This window comes from Paenibacillus sp. FSL P4-0081, from assembly GCF_000758565.1.
Lineage (GTDB): Bacteria > Bacillota > Bacilli > Paenibacillales > Paenibacillaceae > Paenibacillus_AQ > Paenibacillus_AQ phytohabitans.
The window spans coordinates 2773746-2789519 of record NZ_CP009280.1 but is presented as its reverse complement, the minus strand read 5'-3'; the positions used below and the strand labels follow the sequence as shown (position 1 = coordinate 2789519).

13 protein-coding genes are annotated in these 15774 nt (G+C 50.6%); 3 read left to right on the top strand and 10 right to left on the bottom strand.

Features of this window, described 5'->3' with window-relative positions; genetic code table 11:
• Window positions 1-193: 193 nt before the first annotated feature.
• The gene (locus tag P40081_RS11710) at window positions 194-847 is read right to left on the bottom strand and encodes a deoxynucleoside kinase (RefSeq protein WP_042135585.1); all 654 of its coding nucleotides are present in this window, start codon (window positions 845-847) and stop codon (window positions 194-196) included.
• Window positions 844-1467, bottom strand: a complete 624-nt coding sequence (locus P40081_RS11705; RefSeq protein ID WP_039303946.1) for a deoxynucleoside kinase — start codon at window positions 1465-1467, stop codon at window positions 844-846. The genes P40081_RS11710 and P40081_RS11705 overlap by 4 nt, the downstream gene beginning before the upstream one ends.
• Before the next feature lie 235 nt (window positions 1468-1702).
• Here P40081_RS11705 and P40081_RS11700 point away from each other — a divergent pair, with 235 nt between their 5' ends.
• The 3 genes from P40081_RS11700 to P40081_RS11690 are packed head-to-tail and all read left to right on the top strand — an operon-like array spanning window position 1703 to window position 4097.
• Window positions 1703-3214 carry a stalk domain-containing protein gene (locus tag P40081_RS11700; RefSeq protein ID WP_042135582.1) on the top strand — a complete coding sequence of 504 codons (1512 nt, stop codon included), beginning with the start codon at window positions 1703-1705 and terminating at the stop codon, window positions 3212-3214.
• Between the two features lie 15 nt (window positions 3215-3229).
• Window positions 3230-3817 carry a DUF2441 domain-containing protein gene (locus P40081_RS11695; RefSeq protein WP_042135580.1) on the top strand — a complete coding sequence of 196 codons (588 nt, stop codon included), beginning with the start codon at window positions 3230-3232 and terminating at the stop codon, window positions 3815-3817.
• 22 nt (window positions 3818-3839) lie between these two features.
• Window positions 3840-4097 (top strand): hypothetical protein, encoded by a 258-nt coding sequence (locus tag P40081_RS11690; RefSeq protein ID WP_042135579.1) that lies wholly within the window; start codon window positions 3840-3842, stop codon window positions 4095-4097.
• A 172-nt stretch (window positions 4098-4269) separates the two neighbouring features.
• Here the strand turns inward: P40081_RS11690 and P40081_RS11685 are convergent, their stop codons facing one another.
• The 8 genes from P40081_RS11685 to P40081_RS11650 all read right to left on the bottom strand — a co-directional run bounded on the left by P40081_RS11685 (window position 4270) and on the right by P40081_RS11650 (window position 15745).
• The gene (locus P40081_RS11685) at window positions 4270-5253 is read right to left on the bottom strand and encodes a phosphotransferase enzyme family protein (protein WP_042135578.1); all 984 of its coding nucleotides are present in this window, start codon (window positions 5251-5253) and stop codon (window positions 4270-4272) included.
• Window positions 5254-6698: 1445 nt separating this feature from the next.
• Window positions 6699-7835, bottom strand: coding sequence for a carboxynorspermidine decarboxylase (gene nspC, locus P40081_RS11680; RefSeq protein ID WP_042140990.1), 1137 nt, complete (start codon window positions 7833-7835; stop codon window positions 6699-6701).
• Between the two features lie 25 nt (window positions 7836-7860).
• Window positions 7861-9060: a saccharopine dehydrogenase family protein gene (locus tag P40081_RS11675; protein ID WP_036702452.1), complete on the bottom strand. Its 1200-nt coding sequence runs from the start codon at window positions 9058-9060 to the stop codon at window positions 7861-7863.
• Window positions 9061-10146: 1086 nt separating this feature from the next.
• Entirely contained in the window at window positions 10147-10917 is a 771-nt protein-coding gene (locus tag P40081_RS11670; protein WP_042135575.1) for an alpha/beta hydrolase, read from the bottom strand.
• 42 nt (window positions 10918-10959) lie between these two features.
• Window positions 10960-11988, bottom strand: a complete 1029-nt coding sequence (locus P40081_RS11665; RefSeq protein ID WP_042135572.1) for a FecCD family ABC transporter permease — start codon at window positions 11986-11988, stop codon at window positions 10960-10962.
• Window positions 11989-12037: 49 nt separating this feature from the next.
• Window positions 12038-13048, bottom strand: a complete 1011-nt coding sequence (locus P40081_RS11660; protein WP_042135570.1) for a FecCD family ABC transporter permease — start codon at window positions 13046-13048, stop codon at window positions 12038-12040.
• A gap of 98 nt (window positions 13049-13146) precedes the next feature.
• On the bottom strand, window positions 13147-14802 hold the full coding sequence (locus P40081_RS11655) for an AraC family transcriptional regulator (RefSeq protein ID WP_063779791.1): 1656 nt from the start codon (window positions 14800-14802) through the stop codon (window positions 13147-13149).
• 106 nt (window positions 14803-14908) lie between these two features.
• Window positions 14909-15745, bottom strand: a complete 837-nt coding sequence (locus tag P40081_RS11650; RefSeq protein ID WP_179093655.1) for an AraC family transcriptional regulator — start codon at window positions 15743-15745, stop codon at window positions 14909-14911.
• Window positions 15746-15774 lie beyond the last annotated feature (29 nt).

The window sequence follows — 15774 nt, the reverse complement described above, 5'->3', positions numbered from 1 at the left end:
TTAACAATTCTCGACAAAAGTCGTTTCAAATGGTCCTGAATAGGGTAAATGTCCCGAAAATATGAAAAAAGTCGCGTTTTCTTTAAAAAAAATGTCTAAAAACACAAAAAAAGCAGCCCCAGATGAACTGGTGCCGCTTCCTAACATCCCTATATCTTATCGATCCCACAAACCATCCGCTAAAATAAAACCTTTACTTCCCTACCGGAGCCCGGCCAATTGCCGCGCCTACCTTATGCAGGATATCCGCCATGGAGGCAGCATCCTTCACATCATATTCGTCAATGTTCAGCCGCAGCACCGGGCAGGCACTGAACTCGTTAATCCACTGGGAATACCGGCCATGCATATGCTCCCAGTAGGAGACATCGGTCTGAATCTCCATCTCGCGCCCGCGTTCATTGATCCGGGTCAGAATTGAAGGCAGACTGCCTTCAATGTAGATCAGCACGTCAGGATGCGGGAAATACGGAGTCATCACCATAGCCTCGTACAGGCTGGTGTAAGTTTCATAGTCGGTTTTTGACATCGTGCCCTGATCGGCATGCATTTTGGCAAAAATCCCTGTGTCCTCGTAAATCGAACGGTCCTGCACGAACCCTCCGCCCAGCTCGAACATTTTCTTCTGCTCCTTGAAGCGTTCCGCGAGGAAATAGATCTGCAGGTGGAAGCTCCACCGCTCAAAGTCATGGTAGAACTTCTCCAGATACGGATTATGATCTACCTGCTCAAGTGACGTCTGAAACTGCAGGCGTTCCGCCAGAGCTGCGGTCAGGGTCGATTTGCCGACGCCCACCGTGCCGGCTACCGTGATAATTGCATTGTCCGGGATGTTGTATGAGTTCATTTCATAAGCTCCTTTAATTGTTCCGCGATTGCGGCGAAGTCTTCCGGGTTCTCTACAAAGTCCACCTTGTTGCCATCGATGGTAATAATGACCGTAGAGGGTTCGCGGCGGGCCAGTGAAGCCATCGCATCGTCATAATCCTCGATCAGCTGCTGCAGATAAGCAGGCGCAATGATCTCTTCGAACGTACGGGCGCGTTTGGCAATTCTGGCCAGCAGCGTATCCAGATCGGCACGAATGTAGAAGATGATATCCGGCTTCGGAAAATCATCAGTCAGGATATGATAGATCTCCCGGTATTTGTCCCGTTTCGATCCCTTCAATGTCCGTTCCCCGAAGATCAGATTCTTATAAATATGATAATCCGAAATGACCGGCTTACCTTTATCTATGTACTGGGTCGTAGTGTCTTCAAGCTGCTTAAACCGGTTGCAGAGAAAAAACATCTCCAGCTGGAAGCTCCAGTCGTCCATATTCTGATAGAACTTGTCCAGAAACGGATTTTCATCCACGATTTCTTTAATGACCGGAAGCTGCATTTCGCTGGCGAGCATCGTGGCGAGGGTTGTTTTACCGGCTCCAATTGGGCCCTCCACGGCTATAAAAGGTGCATGTTTCATTAACGCTGATTTCCTCCTCAAATACGGACAATGCCGGGTACAGCTTATTAAATATCGGTGCACAAATCAAATTCCACAAAAAACAGACTAAATCATTGTAACACAGGAGAGCCGGCTATGAACGGTTAATTTTCAAAGAAACTTTCCGCCCTCATACAGCGTCTATATGGAAGGAAATATATTCTTTTATTTACCTATATCAGTAAAAATAACATTGAAGGTAGAGGGTGCTTTTATGAAAAAAAGAAATCTGCTTGTGAGCTTGATCATGGGTCTGACCGCGGTTCTGAGCATTGGTAATCCTGAGACGGGCTCAGCTGCAAGTGCTTCCGGGGTCGCCTCTTATGGAGCCAATTATCTGATTAAGGATGATGGTTCCCTCTGGGTCTGGGGTGACACCAAATCTGTCCCTACACAGGTTCAGGGGTTAAGTGATGTACAAGCTTCTTTTCCCCTGTGGAACAGCGCGCTGGTTACGGCCAGGGACGGCTCTGTCTGGAACTGGGAGACCAACGCCCGGACGTTGGAAATAGAAGTGACTCCGATCGCTGAATTAACGAATATGACGGACTTCTTAAGCCTGGATAGCCGCCGTGTAGCAATCACCGGAGAAGGCAAGGTGTTTATTGCTGTGACGACACCTGACGGTGCGGAGACGACTTCTTTTTCACCAGTCCCCGGTATAGATCAAGTTGCTGCTGTCTCCGGATACAGCGAGAGTAACGGGCAAAGCTCTTGGCGGCGTTTCCTGTTCTTGAAGACGGACGGTACGGTATGGACCACCTTTGACGAATTTGCCACCCTCACGCCTGTAGCTAGTCTGACGGACATCACCCAGCTTGAACAGAATTACGCACTCCGCAAGGACGGCAGCGTCTGGACGTGGCCTATCCAGAATTTTTATCAACCGGAGACTCTAGGCGATGCTTCTAAGCTTACAGCCACCCGCATGCCCGCCTTATCCAGCGTAAGTATTCTGCGCAACAACGGACGTACCCGGCTCGCCATTGACGGGCAATCCCGTTTATGGTTCTGGGGCTCAACGGTTACAGGATACTCCGATGGAACTACTTATGCGGATCAACCCGTTCCCGTCCTTTTCTCAGGAATCAGCAAGGTGACCAATGCTTACATCGTCGAACACTCTATTGTTGCGCTGACCTCAGACGGCAAGGTATATGCGGCTTCTACTGAGACGACCCGGATGTCCCCGGACGCTCCGTTCACTCAGCTCACTTCCGATGTTCAGTCCATGAAGGGCGGCGGAAGACATATTATTATGCAAAAGAAAGACGGAACGCTCTGGGGCTGGGGTGTGAACAAGAATGCTCAGCTCGGATATGGTACCTATGAATTTAATTACCCTGCTCCCGTCCCGATGCAAAAACCGATTTCTGTCACCCTGAATGGTGAATCCGTCGCCTTCACGAACGGGGTAATTACCCGGAACGGGCAGAATTTCATTCCGCTGCGCTCGTTGTTCAGCAAGATGGGGGCCACCGTCGGCTATTCTATGGATAAAGTAGCAACCATCACCGGCACTGCGGAGGGCAAATCGCCGCTATCCATTGTGATTAATACTAAGAGCGGAGCCACGACAGTAAACGGTAAAAGCGTTACGCTGCTTACCCCGCCTTTTGTAGTCAATGGTACAGTCTATCTGCCGCTGCGCTTCATCAGCGAACAGCTCGGGGCCACGGTTGAATGGCTGCCGCAGGAGAGCAGAATTACAATAAGTATGAAATAGGGGGAGCAGCAGTCTATGCAAGTTAACGAATGGTATGTTTATCACATTGTAACCCGGAACAAAATGGACCTTGGGCAAATCATCAGCTTTGACAGTAACCAAAAAAACACCTTATATCACTTCTTTTTTGAGAAGGAACAGATGAACTCCAAGGGTGAAGACTTTATGCAAATTTTGCACGGTCACTATACAAATGACGGATTAAGCATGGATAAAGAGAATGCAGATGTCGTTATTAGATATGCGGACCAGACCATCCGGGCGATAAGAGAAGCACTCATTGAAATGGTTAGATTGCAGGAATATCCTGAATATCCTTCCCGGTTGTCGTGCTTATATGCTGCGAAGAGCTATGAAGACGCTCTGAAATGGAAAGAAATCTTCGTATCTCATCATCGAAAAGTATTGCAGATCGTTCAACTTCGCGTGAACGGGAGGATCTTTGAAGGTGACGGTACTCTTTTGCCAAAGGAGGATGGCCTCCCTTTCTCCCGCAAAATCGAACAAGCCCGGGAATATTGGAAAGGCAATAACCATAACCAGCTTCCTGAGCTGCTGATTAACGGTATAATCGAAGTCGTCGAAATCATTGATGAATTCTAACGTTACAAGGAGGCAAATTGTAATGCAGGAAGCTGAAGACGAATTTGAAGATATGGACGAGGAGGAAGACGAGGAGGATTATTTGACAGGAGATTACGGAACAAGAGTATGTGATTTCTGTGGCCAACAGGCGGACTGGACTGAACCTGTTAATGATACTAATGAAAATGGAGAAAAGATTGAGCTTCGTTCATGCTTAATGTGTTCTTTTGACGGAACAGGTATTGCAAGCAGGGAAGAGATTCAAGTAATGATGGATCAAATGAAGAAACGCGAATGAATGGAGCTAACGAAGAACGTTAGTTCAACAAAACAGCGACAGCCAGGACTTTAATTCCCCGTCCTTTGCTGTCGCTGTTTCAGTTTCCAGGTAAGCCTATTACTGATTTATCTGCTGACACCACTCAGCCGGGCCGGCCCGTTGTACAGGTCAGCTTAATTTCAGATTGTGCTTACCCGACAGGCCCGCCAAACCGCGAAGCCCTAGCCGCACATGCATTTGCCAGCCGGCTCCGCAGCGAAGTCAGCCAATCCGGCTCATTCTCTCCCAGCTCCGCTGCGGATCTCAAGATCCGTGCGTAGCCGTACAAATCGGCGAACCGTCTGCACGCTGCCATGGTGGGTCCGTCCTGCGGCAGCGGGCGGCGGCTGATATAGCCGTTCATGAATATTTGCTTCTTGCGCTCATATTCCTCCGGCGCTGCCTCTCCCTCCAGGCTATCCAGTGCCTGTTCAATATCCATAGCGTACCAGTGGTACATCGCATCATCGAAATCAATGGCGTTGATGTTATCCGAGGCCTCGTCATAGAACACATTGTCGGGCTCAAAGTCATAATGGATCAGCCCGTAATTCTCAGGCGTGACAGGTTGTCCGTCAAAATATTCTTCCAGCAACCTTGCCTCGGCCACAGCCGCTTCTTCCCCGGGAAAATCAGCCAGTACGGACAGAATCCATTCCAGCACAGCTTTGTGCGTCCATCTGCCAGGCTGTACAGGCGTATATTCATTGGACAATTGATGAAGCCGGCCCAGCGCTTCACCATATTTATATACGATGTGATCACTAAGCTCTGTGCTGCCCAGTTGTACCCCAGCTACCCGCTTAAACACGGAAGCGTAGTATGGCCCCCACGGGGTCTGTGCTTCAATAAGCTCCAATCCTGTACGCGAGGATACTGCTTCAAGCGCACCATACCCGTGCTCACGCAGGTAAGCGATGAACTCAAGCTCTGCCAGTATATTCTCCTTCTGCTTCTCAGTTACTGGCGCGAACCGCAGCAATTGGCTATGCCCTGCATTCTCAAACGGATACACCGCATTAGAAGATATCCGGTAATACTGGAACAGATGCAGCGACTCCGGATCATGTTCCCAATTCCCCAGCAGCATCGCCGCCAGTTCCTCATTCTTGTGTAGATATTGTAATTTCAGCATGCATAGCAGCTCCCTATAGGTTAGTCAACAGAGGAAGACGCAGCATTAACTTGAATCACCATTCTTGGGCTCGCAGTCTTCAGCTTTCTGTCTCTATCCTCTGTCCTTTATCTTTACTCATTGTTCTTCGCTGTTCCTTCTTCTGTCTTGCGCTTCTCTCACCGCATCTGCAGCAGCTGCCCGTTCGTATAACCCGGCTGATCTTAATCATGCCGCTCACTCCCTTCACGTTCAAATCATTCTCTGTTCAATGCTACGCCAGATGCAGATTAAGGGCAATGTAACAAACTTTTTTAAGTATGTTTTACAAGTAAATCTCGCCGAAAAGAAGCCAGAACACTTCACATCAGCAGTGTCCCTTCTCCCGCAGCAAAAACTCACTTTAGGGAGTTTTTAGGTTTTTTGTTTCCTTTGACTGTTTTGATTCTTTTGATTCTTTCACTTTCTTCGCTTCCTTCGCTTCCTTTTGGAGCTCAACGGAGCTAAATTGTTGTACTTTTCGCAAGATTTTCGCCCATTTGGCGGCTGCATACAGAAATTGTTGTACTTTTTACAAGATTTGCCTCCATTTGGCTGTCGCATTCACGAATTGTTGTACTTTTTACAAGATTTTAAGCTGATCAGCCGATCTGAGCTTCAAAATGTTGTATTTTGTGCAAGATTCCCCTTATTTAGCCGATTCGCGCCGCGAATTGTTGTATTTTATGCAACATTTCCGGTAGGTCGGCGGATTAGGGGGCAGCAGGTAGTGGTGGGCTGTAAGTAGCGGATAGTACGCTGGGTTGTATTGATGTATTGTACGGTGAACAATATGGCGTGTTGACGCTGAGGTTTAACGTAGGTTGTATGTTGAGTAGTATAGTGTGTTGTATGGTGAGCAGTATCGCGTGTTGTACGCTGAGCTTTATCGTGGGTCGTATGGTGTGTTGTATGGTGGGCTGTATGCTGACCTTTATGTGGGTTGTATGGTGGTTGTATGTTGAGTAGTATAGTGTGTTGTATGGTGAGCAGTATCGCGTGTTGTACGCTGAGCTTTATCGTGGGTCGTATAGTGTGTTGTATGGTGGGCTGTATGCTGACCTTTATGTGGGTCGTATGGTGGTTCTATGTTGAGTAGTATCGTGGGTTGTATGGTGAACAGTATGGCGTGTTGTACGTTGAGCTTTATCGTGGGTCGTATGGTGGTTGTATGTTGAGTAATATGATGTGTTGTATGGTAAGCAGTATGGCGTGTTGTACGCTGACCTTTATCATAGGTTGTATCGTGGGCTGTATGTTGGCTGTAAGTAGTATAGTGAGCATTTGATGGGCAATACGCAGTGTGCAAACAGTAAACAGCAACCAGCAGATAGCAGGCTACCACAGCTGGCACCTGAGCCTCTCCCCCCTCAAACCGCAAAAAAGCGCCCCATCAGCCGCAGCTGATGGAACGCTTCTATACTAACTTAAGACAATCGTCCGCTGAAATCGCTATACTCGAACTCGCGGATGACCTTGATGCCTTCTTCCTCATTGTAGGAAGCAATGGCCGGCAGGTTCACGCCGTTGAACATATGGTTCTTCACCATGGAATAATGCGCCATGTCAAGGAAGATAAGCTTGTCACCGTATTTCAGCGGCTCCGGGAAGGAATAATCCCCGATTACATCCCCTGCCAGGCAGGTCATGCCACCGAGTCTGTAGGTGTGGGCGAATTCGCCCGGCATTCCGGCACCGATGATGCCTGGACGGTAAGGCATCGCCAGCACATCCGGCATATGGCATTCGGCCGAGGTATCGAGAATCGCGATATCCATACCGTTATGCATCGTGTCGAGTACTGTCGCCACCAGGTAACCGGTGTTAAGGGCAATTGCTTCGCCCGGCTCCAGGTAAATCTCCACGCCATAAGTTTCCTTCATATGCCGAATGCACTTGATCAGCGTCTCCAGGTCATAGTCGGGACGGGTAATATGATGCCCGCCGCCGAAGTTCAGCCATTTCATGCCGTGCAGATACTGGCCGAACTTCTCTTCCACAACCTTAAGCGTACGCTCCAGCGTGTCTGAATTCTGTTCGCACATCGTATGGAAATGCAGCCCGTCGATGCCGTCCAGCTCCTCCGGCCGGAAGTTCGGCAGGGTTACGCCCATACGGGAGTAATTGTAGCAAGGATCATACAGCGGAACTTCAATCTCGGAGTACTCCGGATTGACGCGGATGCCGCAGCTGATCTTCTTCGGTGCGTTCTGGACCCGTTCCTTGAACCGGCTCCATTGGTCAAACGAGTTGAACACAATGTGGTCGGTGTAACCGAGCAGCTCATCGAACTCGCGGTCTACATAAGCCGGCGCATACACATGGACCTCTTTGCCCATCTCCTCGAAGCCCAGGCGGGCTTCGAACAGGGAGCTGGAGGTTACGCCATGCAGGTATTTACCCACCAGCGGGTACATGGAATGCATGGAGAAGCCTTTTTGCGCGAGAAGAATCTTCGCTCCGCTCTGCTCCTGCACATAGTTCAGAGTTTCCAGGTTCTTCGTCAGCAGACGCTCGTCCACGAGATAGGCAGGGGACGGCAGCGCGCTGATATCAATATCTATATCTTTATCCTTCATGACTTAAGCCCTAATCCAGCAGCGTCGGCGAGAAATCTTCTTGCCAAGGCAGCCCGTGTTTGTTGAGTGCATCCATGAACGGATCCGGATCGAATTCTTCGATGTTGTGTACGCCCGGTTTGTTCCAGATGCCTTTGATAATCATCATAGCCCCGATCATTGCAGGAACGCCGGTAGTGTAGGAAATGGCCTGGGAGCCAACCTCTCTGTAGCACTCTTCGTGATCGCAGACATTGTAGACATAATAAGTTTTTGGCTGGCCGTCTTTGGTACCTTGAATGATACAGCCGATGTTCGTTTTACCTTTGGTTCTTGGTCCCAGGGAAGCCGGGTCAGGCAGAATGGCCTTCAGGAACTGCAAAGGAATGATCTCTTTACCTTCATAATTAATCGGCTCGATCGAGGTCATGCCAACATTCTCAAGCACCTTCAGGTGAGTCAGGTAGTTCTGCGAGAAGGTCATCCAGAAGCGGATTTTTTTCACGCCAGGGATATTAACAGCCAGGGATTCCAGCTCTTCATGGTACAAAAGATAGATATCCTTCGGACCAATCTCCGGGAGATCGTAGACTTTTTTCTCGGACAGCGGTGCAGTTTCAATCCACTCGCCATTCTCGAAGTAGCGTCCGTTCGCTGTAATTTCGCGGATATTGATTTCAGGATTGAAGTTGGTCGCAAACGGATAACCATGGTCACCGGCATTTGCATCCACAATATCAATCGTATGAATTTCGTCAAAATAATGCTTCTGCGCATACGCCGTAAATACACCGGTTACGCCTGGGTCAAAACCGCTGCCGAGCAGCGCCGTAATTCCGGCCTTCTCGAATCTTTCCTTGTACGCCCACTGCCAGGAATATTCGAATTTCGCGGTATCCTGCGGTTCATAGTTAGCTGTATCTACATAATGCACTCCGGTAGCCAGGCAGGCATCCATGATCGTCAGATCCTGGTATGGGAGAGCGACATTAATCACGACATCCGGCTGGAAGCTCTTGATCAGTTCAATGACTTCTTCCGTGTTGTCAGCATCAAGCTTGGCCGTAGAAATCTTCGTCAGGCCCCCGTCCAGTTTCTCCTTCAGAGCATCGCATTTTGACACCGTACGGCTGGCAATGCAGATCTCTTCGAATACATCCGGGTTCTGGCAGCATTTATGAACAACAACGCTCGCTACACCGCCAGCGCCAATAATTAACGCTTTTCCCAAATTAATAACCCCCTAATTTTGCTTAAGTTATTAGTTATTAGCCTTGCTGCTCTGGATCCGTTTCGTTGTCAGTCGTTTCGTTTCATCAAGCTGAACAGGCTACATCCTATGAAAAATCAACAAGGCTGATTATACAGAAACCTTTTCAATAAATCAATAAAAAACGACAAAAATTGATATGTTCCGTGTAAAATCTGTTGGTTTCTCCATTAATACTCTGTAATTCACAGCAATACACTGGAATGCTTCGTTTTCCTGCGCTTATTAGCTTCATTCAATCACGGGCTCATCAGGAGCACCGGACGATTAACCATGTACAAGGCCAACCGGATAATTGTATCACAGCAGAAGAAATCTTCATACGATTTATTTTAAAATTAAGTGGAAACGGTTGGTCTGCCCTCTCTATTCCGATGAAATCCGCTCACCTCCAAGTGGTTGTGTAAAACTGCAAATACCGCACATTATAGTAACTTACCCCTTTTTCGCGCCGCACTAACTGCTTGACCGGCACAGCTGCGTCAGGAAGTGCCGGCAGCAGCTCCATAGGGTTATTATGTGTAACGCCGGTAATCCAATACTCTGAACGCAGAAATAAACCCCGCAGACCAGGAGTCCGAGGGGCATTATGCCTTCATATAAATTTGCCGTGCATGCGTAATTTCGCCCAACACATTTATCGCCATAAGAAAAAGTACAACTGCAAAAGCCAGAGCACCGCAAGGCTGATGCCAATAGCAGATAAGAGAGTGCAGGACTGGAGCTTGGTGATCTTTTGAAGCTAACGCGCCAGACTATAACTGCATTTACTGCAACTAAATTCACCATCCGCTGTAAGATATCAAGTTTAATTGCACTCTATACAGTTATATTAGCTGACCTGTCTCAAAAAATCATCTTTCGCTGTTTTTAGTTGTACAGAATACAGTTAACCGCCCAAATCCGGTTTTTATCCGTCTTTTAAGTGTACGAAATACAATTATCCGCTCCAAGCAAATAAGTACAGGAATAAAAAAAAATAAGGAACGGCATCTCTGCCGTCCCATTCATCACAGTTATTATAAACAAGCAGGTCCGTCTGCCGCTTCACCCAGCGTTCCCCCGAACCGGACCGGCTTCCCCTCTGCCAAACAGCCACTTCAGCGCCGGCGGGAACTGCCGGCTGAAGAACATCAGGTCATGGGTTCCCTGCGGATCACACTCCAGCAGTAAATCACCGCCGCCGAAGCCTTGTTCCAGCAGCAGCTGATGCGCCGCCCTGGAGCGTCCGGCCATTTCCTTCTGCGCGTTGGTCTTATAGCAGCCTTCCAGCTCTCCGTAGTACATATATATCCGCTGCCCTGCTCTGTCTACGGGATGATCGCGCATGTAGTCCAGGATACCTTCATACCAGAAGGATGCCGATAACAGGCCTATCCGCCCGAACACTTCAGGATAGCGGTAAGAGGCATACAGCGAGATCAGTCCGCCGAGAGAGTATCCGATAATCCCCGTATGCCTGGCTTCTTGCAACGTTAGATAATGGCTGTCGATATAAGGTTTGATCTCCTCGGCCAGTGCCCGCAGATAATCGTCTCCACCGCCGCCGAACGAAGGTGCTCCAGGAGTCACTTCCGGCAGCGGCCACGGGGTATAATCATGATTCCGGTCCTTGGATGCAACGCCGACAAGGATCAGCTCATTCAGCTGCTGCGATCTGAACAAATGGTCCAGGTAATTCGCCGTATGCTTCATTACACTGCCTTCGTCCTGCAGGTACGCTACCGGAAACCGCCTGTGCTCTGTACCGTAGCTGAATGGCAAACGTATAGTCAATTTCCAGCCGTGAACCTCTATGTGAATATACTTTATTCCCATCCTGTGACTTCCCCTTTAGGCCTCCGTCAGCAAGCGGTGCGTTTATCTGGCACGGTTTCTGAACAGCAGGAATATGAAATATGGCACACCGATGATGGAGATTACAATGCCTACCGGCAGCTGAAAGGGAGCGAATACGGTTTTGCCGATAAAATCACCAATAATCACCATCAGCATTCCGATCAGGCCGCACAACGGCACGATGTACCTGTAGGTATTACCGATCAGCCGCCGTGCAATATGCGGAGCAATCAGTCCGACGAAGCCGATGCTGCCCGACACGGACACACAGGCGCTGACCAGTCCGACACAGCACAGCAGCAGAATCTGCCGTTCCCTGCCCACCGCCACGCCCACGCCTTTGACACTGACCTCATGCAGCTGCAGCAGATCGAGCACCGCCGCGCGGCGCCAGATTACCGGAGTCAGAATGAGCAGCCATGGAAGTGTGGAGAGCACCTGTCTCCAGTTCGCATTATACACGCTCCCGGCCAGCCAGACGGTAGCCATCTCGAAATTCTCCGGGTCCATTCGCAGGGAAACATATAGCGTTACCGCACCGAAACCGGAGGCCAAAGCGATCCCGACAAGAATTAATTGCTGCGGGTGGAACTCCCCCTGATTTCTTGCGAACAGGTAGAGAAGAACGATGGAGCACAGGCCCCCTATGAATCCGAACATCGGCATACTCATGACCGAAATCCAGCCGGGCGCTTTCATGGTGCCGCCAACAAAGAACATGAACATGACGACAAAAGCCCCGGCAGCGGCATGAATGCCCAGAATTCCCGGGTCTGCCAGGGAGTTGCGGGTAATGCCCTGCAGTACAGCCCCGGCGATTCCCAACCCGAAGCCGACCAGTGCCCCGAGCAGAATGCGCGGAAGCCGGAATTCGAAGATGACGAGATCATGATCCGCCACAGGATGAATCCGCAGCAGGGTGCGCACGACATCCTTCGCCGATATATCAAAGGTGCCATTGGTCAGACTGACATACATCCCGCAGACAATCAGAACAGAGAGCAGCAGGAACAGCCCCCAGAAGGCCAGTGCCTTCGATTTGGGCTTCATTAACAGCGAGTTCTTCGCGTCCTTAGAATTGTTCGAATCCTTGGAATGTTTACGAATGATGGCCTCCCCCTCTCGTTTTGATCAGATAGAGGAAGAAGGGGACGCCGAACAATGCGGTAACTACACCGACCGGTGTCTCAAACGGAAAGTTAATATACCTGCTGATCAGATCGCACAAGGCCAGGAAGAGGGCTCCGGCAAACGCAGTGAACGGAATGATCTTGCGGTAATCCTGCCCGACCAGAAAGCGTACAATATGCGGAATAATGAGGCCGATAAAAGCGATTTTGCCGGCTATCGCTACGGAAATCCCGGTCAGCAGCACCACACTCAGCATCGTCAGCATCTTGATGGTTCCCACCCGAAGTCCAAGGCCTGCGGCCGTTTCGTCTCCGAGCGAGAGCATCGTCACCGGTTTTGCCATCAGCAGTGCAAGCACCAGACCGGCGGCGGCAAACGGGAGCGCCAGTCTGATCACAGCCGGGTCCATCATATGCAGCCGGGCATTGTACCAGAAGCTGATATTCTGCGACACCTGAAAATAAACAGCCAGCGCCTGCGAGACTCCGCCGAGGAAGGTGCCGATGATCGTGCCGAGCACTGCCAGTGTCAGCGGCGATACGCCGCCGGGCAGCAGCTTGGCCGTACCAAAGACGAGCAATGCCCCCAGCGCAGAGCCGGCCAGCGAATACACAATCATGGTCATGGAGGAAGCGCCCGGCAGGAGTACCATGCACAGCGTAACGGCAAACACTGAGCCGTCGCTGATCCCCATAATGGACGGAGAAGCGAGATAATTCCGCGTCATCCCCTGCATCAGGGCTCCCGACACCGCCAGGAATGCCCCGATCAGCAGCGCTCCTGCTGTGCGCGGGATACGCGATGTCCGCACAATCACATGGTCAATATTCTCAGGATCGGCGTGGAAAATGGCATTCAGCACCGTACCGAAGCTCATTGGCTTCGTTCCGTAAGCTACAGATAACACGCTAATAATAATGATAAGGACAACCCCCAGCACCAGCAGGGAGGCCGTCTTAATTCCGCCTGTCCATTTCATGTCATCCCACTCTTTATGTACATTTGTATTGATAATGATTATCAATTACGAGTATAACGAAGCGGGGTCCCCTGCACCATGGACAAAATGCGGAACAACTATGGACGATTGGCCGGAAGCAGCTGAAGGATCTGCCGCAGCATCCGCAGCTGCGCATATGCGGAATCCTCACGCCAGGGATCAGAGCTCAGGACATGTACGTGATGCCGCTGAACTGCAGGAATCTTCATCCACTGGGGGTCGTTCTGCAGCTTCCTCCACTCCCCAAGCGTGTCATATTCCTGACGGATCAGCATCAGTAAATGGTCCGCTGGCAGCTCCGCGAGCATCGCCGGAGTGACCGGAACATTATATACCTCTGCCTCACACTCATAAGCCGGGTGCAGTTCCAGCTCACGGTACAATATGCTCGCCATTCCCTCGTTGCAGTGCAGGAACAGCTGGCTGCCCAGCATACGGATAACTGTAACCGTCTGCTGGCCCAGCCCTTCGTGCAAGCGGTCTTTAGCGGCGTTCACCTCCCAGTCGAAGGCAGCAAGCCATTGCTCGCGCTGCCACTCTTCACCCAGCAGCCGTGATAATTCGTGAAATTGCCCGCGCCAATCTGCGCTGTCGCTGGTCAGATAATTCACAGGAGCAACCTGCTCCAGCGCTGTCCGTTCATCATCTGCCAGACCTGCCGGGGCCAGGATAAGTTCTGCGTTAGACTGCTTAAGCACTTCAATATTGGCCTGCCAATCCTGATTGTTGCGGTAGGCGCTGATATGGACAGGAATATCGGCGCGGTAGTTCCGGTAGTAATATTCGGTCCATTTCGGATGCAGTGCCGCCGCATATGGAGTGATATTCAGCGGCAGCAGCTGTCCAAGCAGTCCGGGCGTGTAGGCGGCCAGCTTGCGCCGCCGGCTTTTCATATAGACTGCGGGCGGCATGCCGATCATCTTCTTGAATTTGCGGCTGAAATAGAATTCATCGGCATAACCGACCCTGTGGGCGATGTCCCGCAGCTTAACGCCGCTCTCTGCCATCAGGCGCTTGGCCTGCCCGATGCGCAGCTCGGCTGCGTATTCCAGCGCGCTTTTGCCATATTTCTTCTTATACAGGTCAACGAAATATTTGGCGCTGAAATCGGCGGACTGAGCCACCTGCTCTACGGTTAACGCCTCTGTATAATGGGCCTCTATGTACTGCTTCGCCTGCTCCAGCGCCGAATTCGTATCTCTGGGCCGGTGCAGGCTGCGCGCGCGGAGATCATACAGCAGCTCCTGAAAATCAAGCTGTGCCCGGAAGCCGATGCTCTGTTCACCCTGTTCAGAGAGCAGAAACAGCCTGCTGCATTTGGCCGACATCTCTTTCGACGGATGAAACGGCAGCCTGCCGTCCCCCTGGAATAACCGGGTATCCTTAACCGGCAGACAACTTCCGCTATCGCCTGATTTGCCATAACAGTACACATCGAAATAGAAAATATACATCTCCAGCCCCCCGGCCGGCTGCACCGTTCCGCAGGTCTGATCCGGCAGGCAGAGCACCGCTGAACCTGCCGCCAGCTCATACTGGTTGTGATCACTAATGAACTGGACGGAACCTCTGGTCACGACTGCAAGGGCATAAGAGAAAAGCAGCTGCTGAGCGAGATGGACCTCCCCCGTTCCCTTCAGCGCCTGTAAAGACAGAAGCCGGAAAGACAACCGGTCCCAATCGACCGGATCATCTTGGTTATCTATAGAAGTTCTCTGTTGGATAAGTTCCATTACAGTGCACACCACCAAATCTGAACGAATGTTATGAAAACTACCCTTAGTATATTGATAATCATTCTCATTGGCAATGTCACAGGAATTATTTTACCGGTAAGCATTATCCGCTCTTCCCTTGGTCTTGAGTCCGCATAGCCGAAGGCGGCTGCCCGTTCTGTTGTTTGAAGCTTTTGCTGAAGTGAAATTCGTCGCTGTAACCGCAGGCCGCTGCAATCTCCTTCAAGGTTAATCTGGTGTACAGCAGCAGCTTCCCTGCATGCTCATAACGGATTTCACTTAAGTAGCTTTTGGGGCTCCTGTGCAGATATTGCTGAAAAAGACTGCGTAAATACGAGGAGGAAATCCCGTAACGCACCGCCAGCTCGTGAATAAGCAAAGGTTCACTGTAACGGCGTTCAATATCATCCTTGATCCGCAAAAACAGCTCATAGCCCTGCCCCCGGCCCAGCTGGGCATTCGCCTGAACCTGCAGCAATTCGTACATGAGCTCATAGAGCAGGGACTGGGTCATCAGCTGGCTCCCGGTGCTTCCGGGGACCCAATCCGCAGCAATTTTATGGAACATATGACCAAGCTGTTTGCCCTGTTCCCCCTCCGGCTTCAGCATGAACTGCAGCGGCAGCACATCCAGCGGCTCTATCCTGCCCTGATTATCCGCCGAAGGCGACAAGGTATAGAGCGAAAGCAGGATCATTGTGATCCGCAGAGGCTCCTCCCTTCCGCAGCTCATGTCCATAGCCAGCCCCGGCTGCAGATAGAACAGCATTCCCGCCGATACCGGATAGTCTTGGTCCGTACGGAAGATCCCCTGACCTTCCTGAATCCAGTAGAAGCTATGTACATTGATATTCTGGCGGATATCCCTCCAGTGCGGGAACGTGATCTTATCGTGAATCCAGTGAATATCTATGGCCAGATTCTGTACAATCTTCTCCACCCTCTGACTCCCCCGTTTCTGCAGCATCT

Coding starts and splice junctions, on each gene's coding strand:
- P40081_RS11700 (WP_042135582.1), top strand. CDS start 1,703: ATGAAAAAAAGAAATCTGCTTGTGAGCTTGATCATGGGTCTGACCGCG.
- P40081_RS11710 (WP_042135585.1), bottom strand. CDS start 847: ATGAACTCATACAACATCCCGGACAATGCAATTATCACGGTAGCCGGC.
- P40081_RS11660 (WP_042135570.1), bottom strand. CDS start 13,048: ATGAAATGGACAGGCGGAATTAAGACGGCCTCCCTGCTGGTGCTGGGG.
- P40081_RS11685 (WP_042135578.1), bottom strand. CDS start 5,253: ATGCTGAAATTACAATATCTACACAAGAATGAGGAACTGGCGGCGATG.
- P40081_RS11705 (WP_039303946.1), bottom strand. CDS start 1,467: ATGAAACATGCACCTTTTATAGCCGTGGAGGGCCCAATTGGAGCCGGT.
- P40081_RS11670 (WP_042135575.1), bottom strand. CDS start 10,917: ATGGGAATAAAGTATATTCACATAGAGGTTCACGGCTGGAAATTGACT.
- P40081_RS11690 (WP_042135579.1), top strand. CDS start 3,840: ATGCAGGAAGCTGAAGACGAATTTGAAGATATGGACGAGGAGGAAGAC.
- P40081_RS11655 (WP_063779791.1), bottom strand. CDS start 14,802: ATGGAACTTATCCAACAGAGAACTTCTATAGATAACCAAGATGATCCG.
- P40081_RS11665 (WP_042135572.1), bottom strand. CDS start 11,988: ATGAAGCCCAAATCGAAGGCACTGGCCTTCTGGGGGCTGTTCCTGCTG.
- P40081_RS11695 (WP_042135580.1), top strand. CDS start 3,230: ATGCAAGTTAACGAATGGTATGTTTATCACATTGTAACCCGGAACAAA.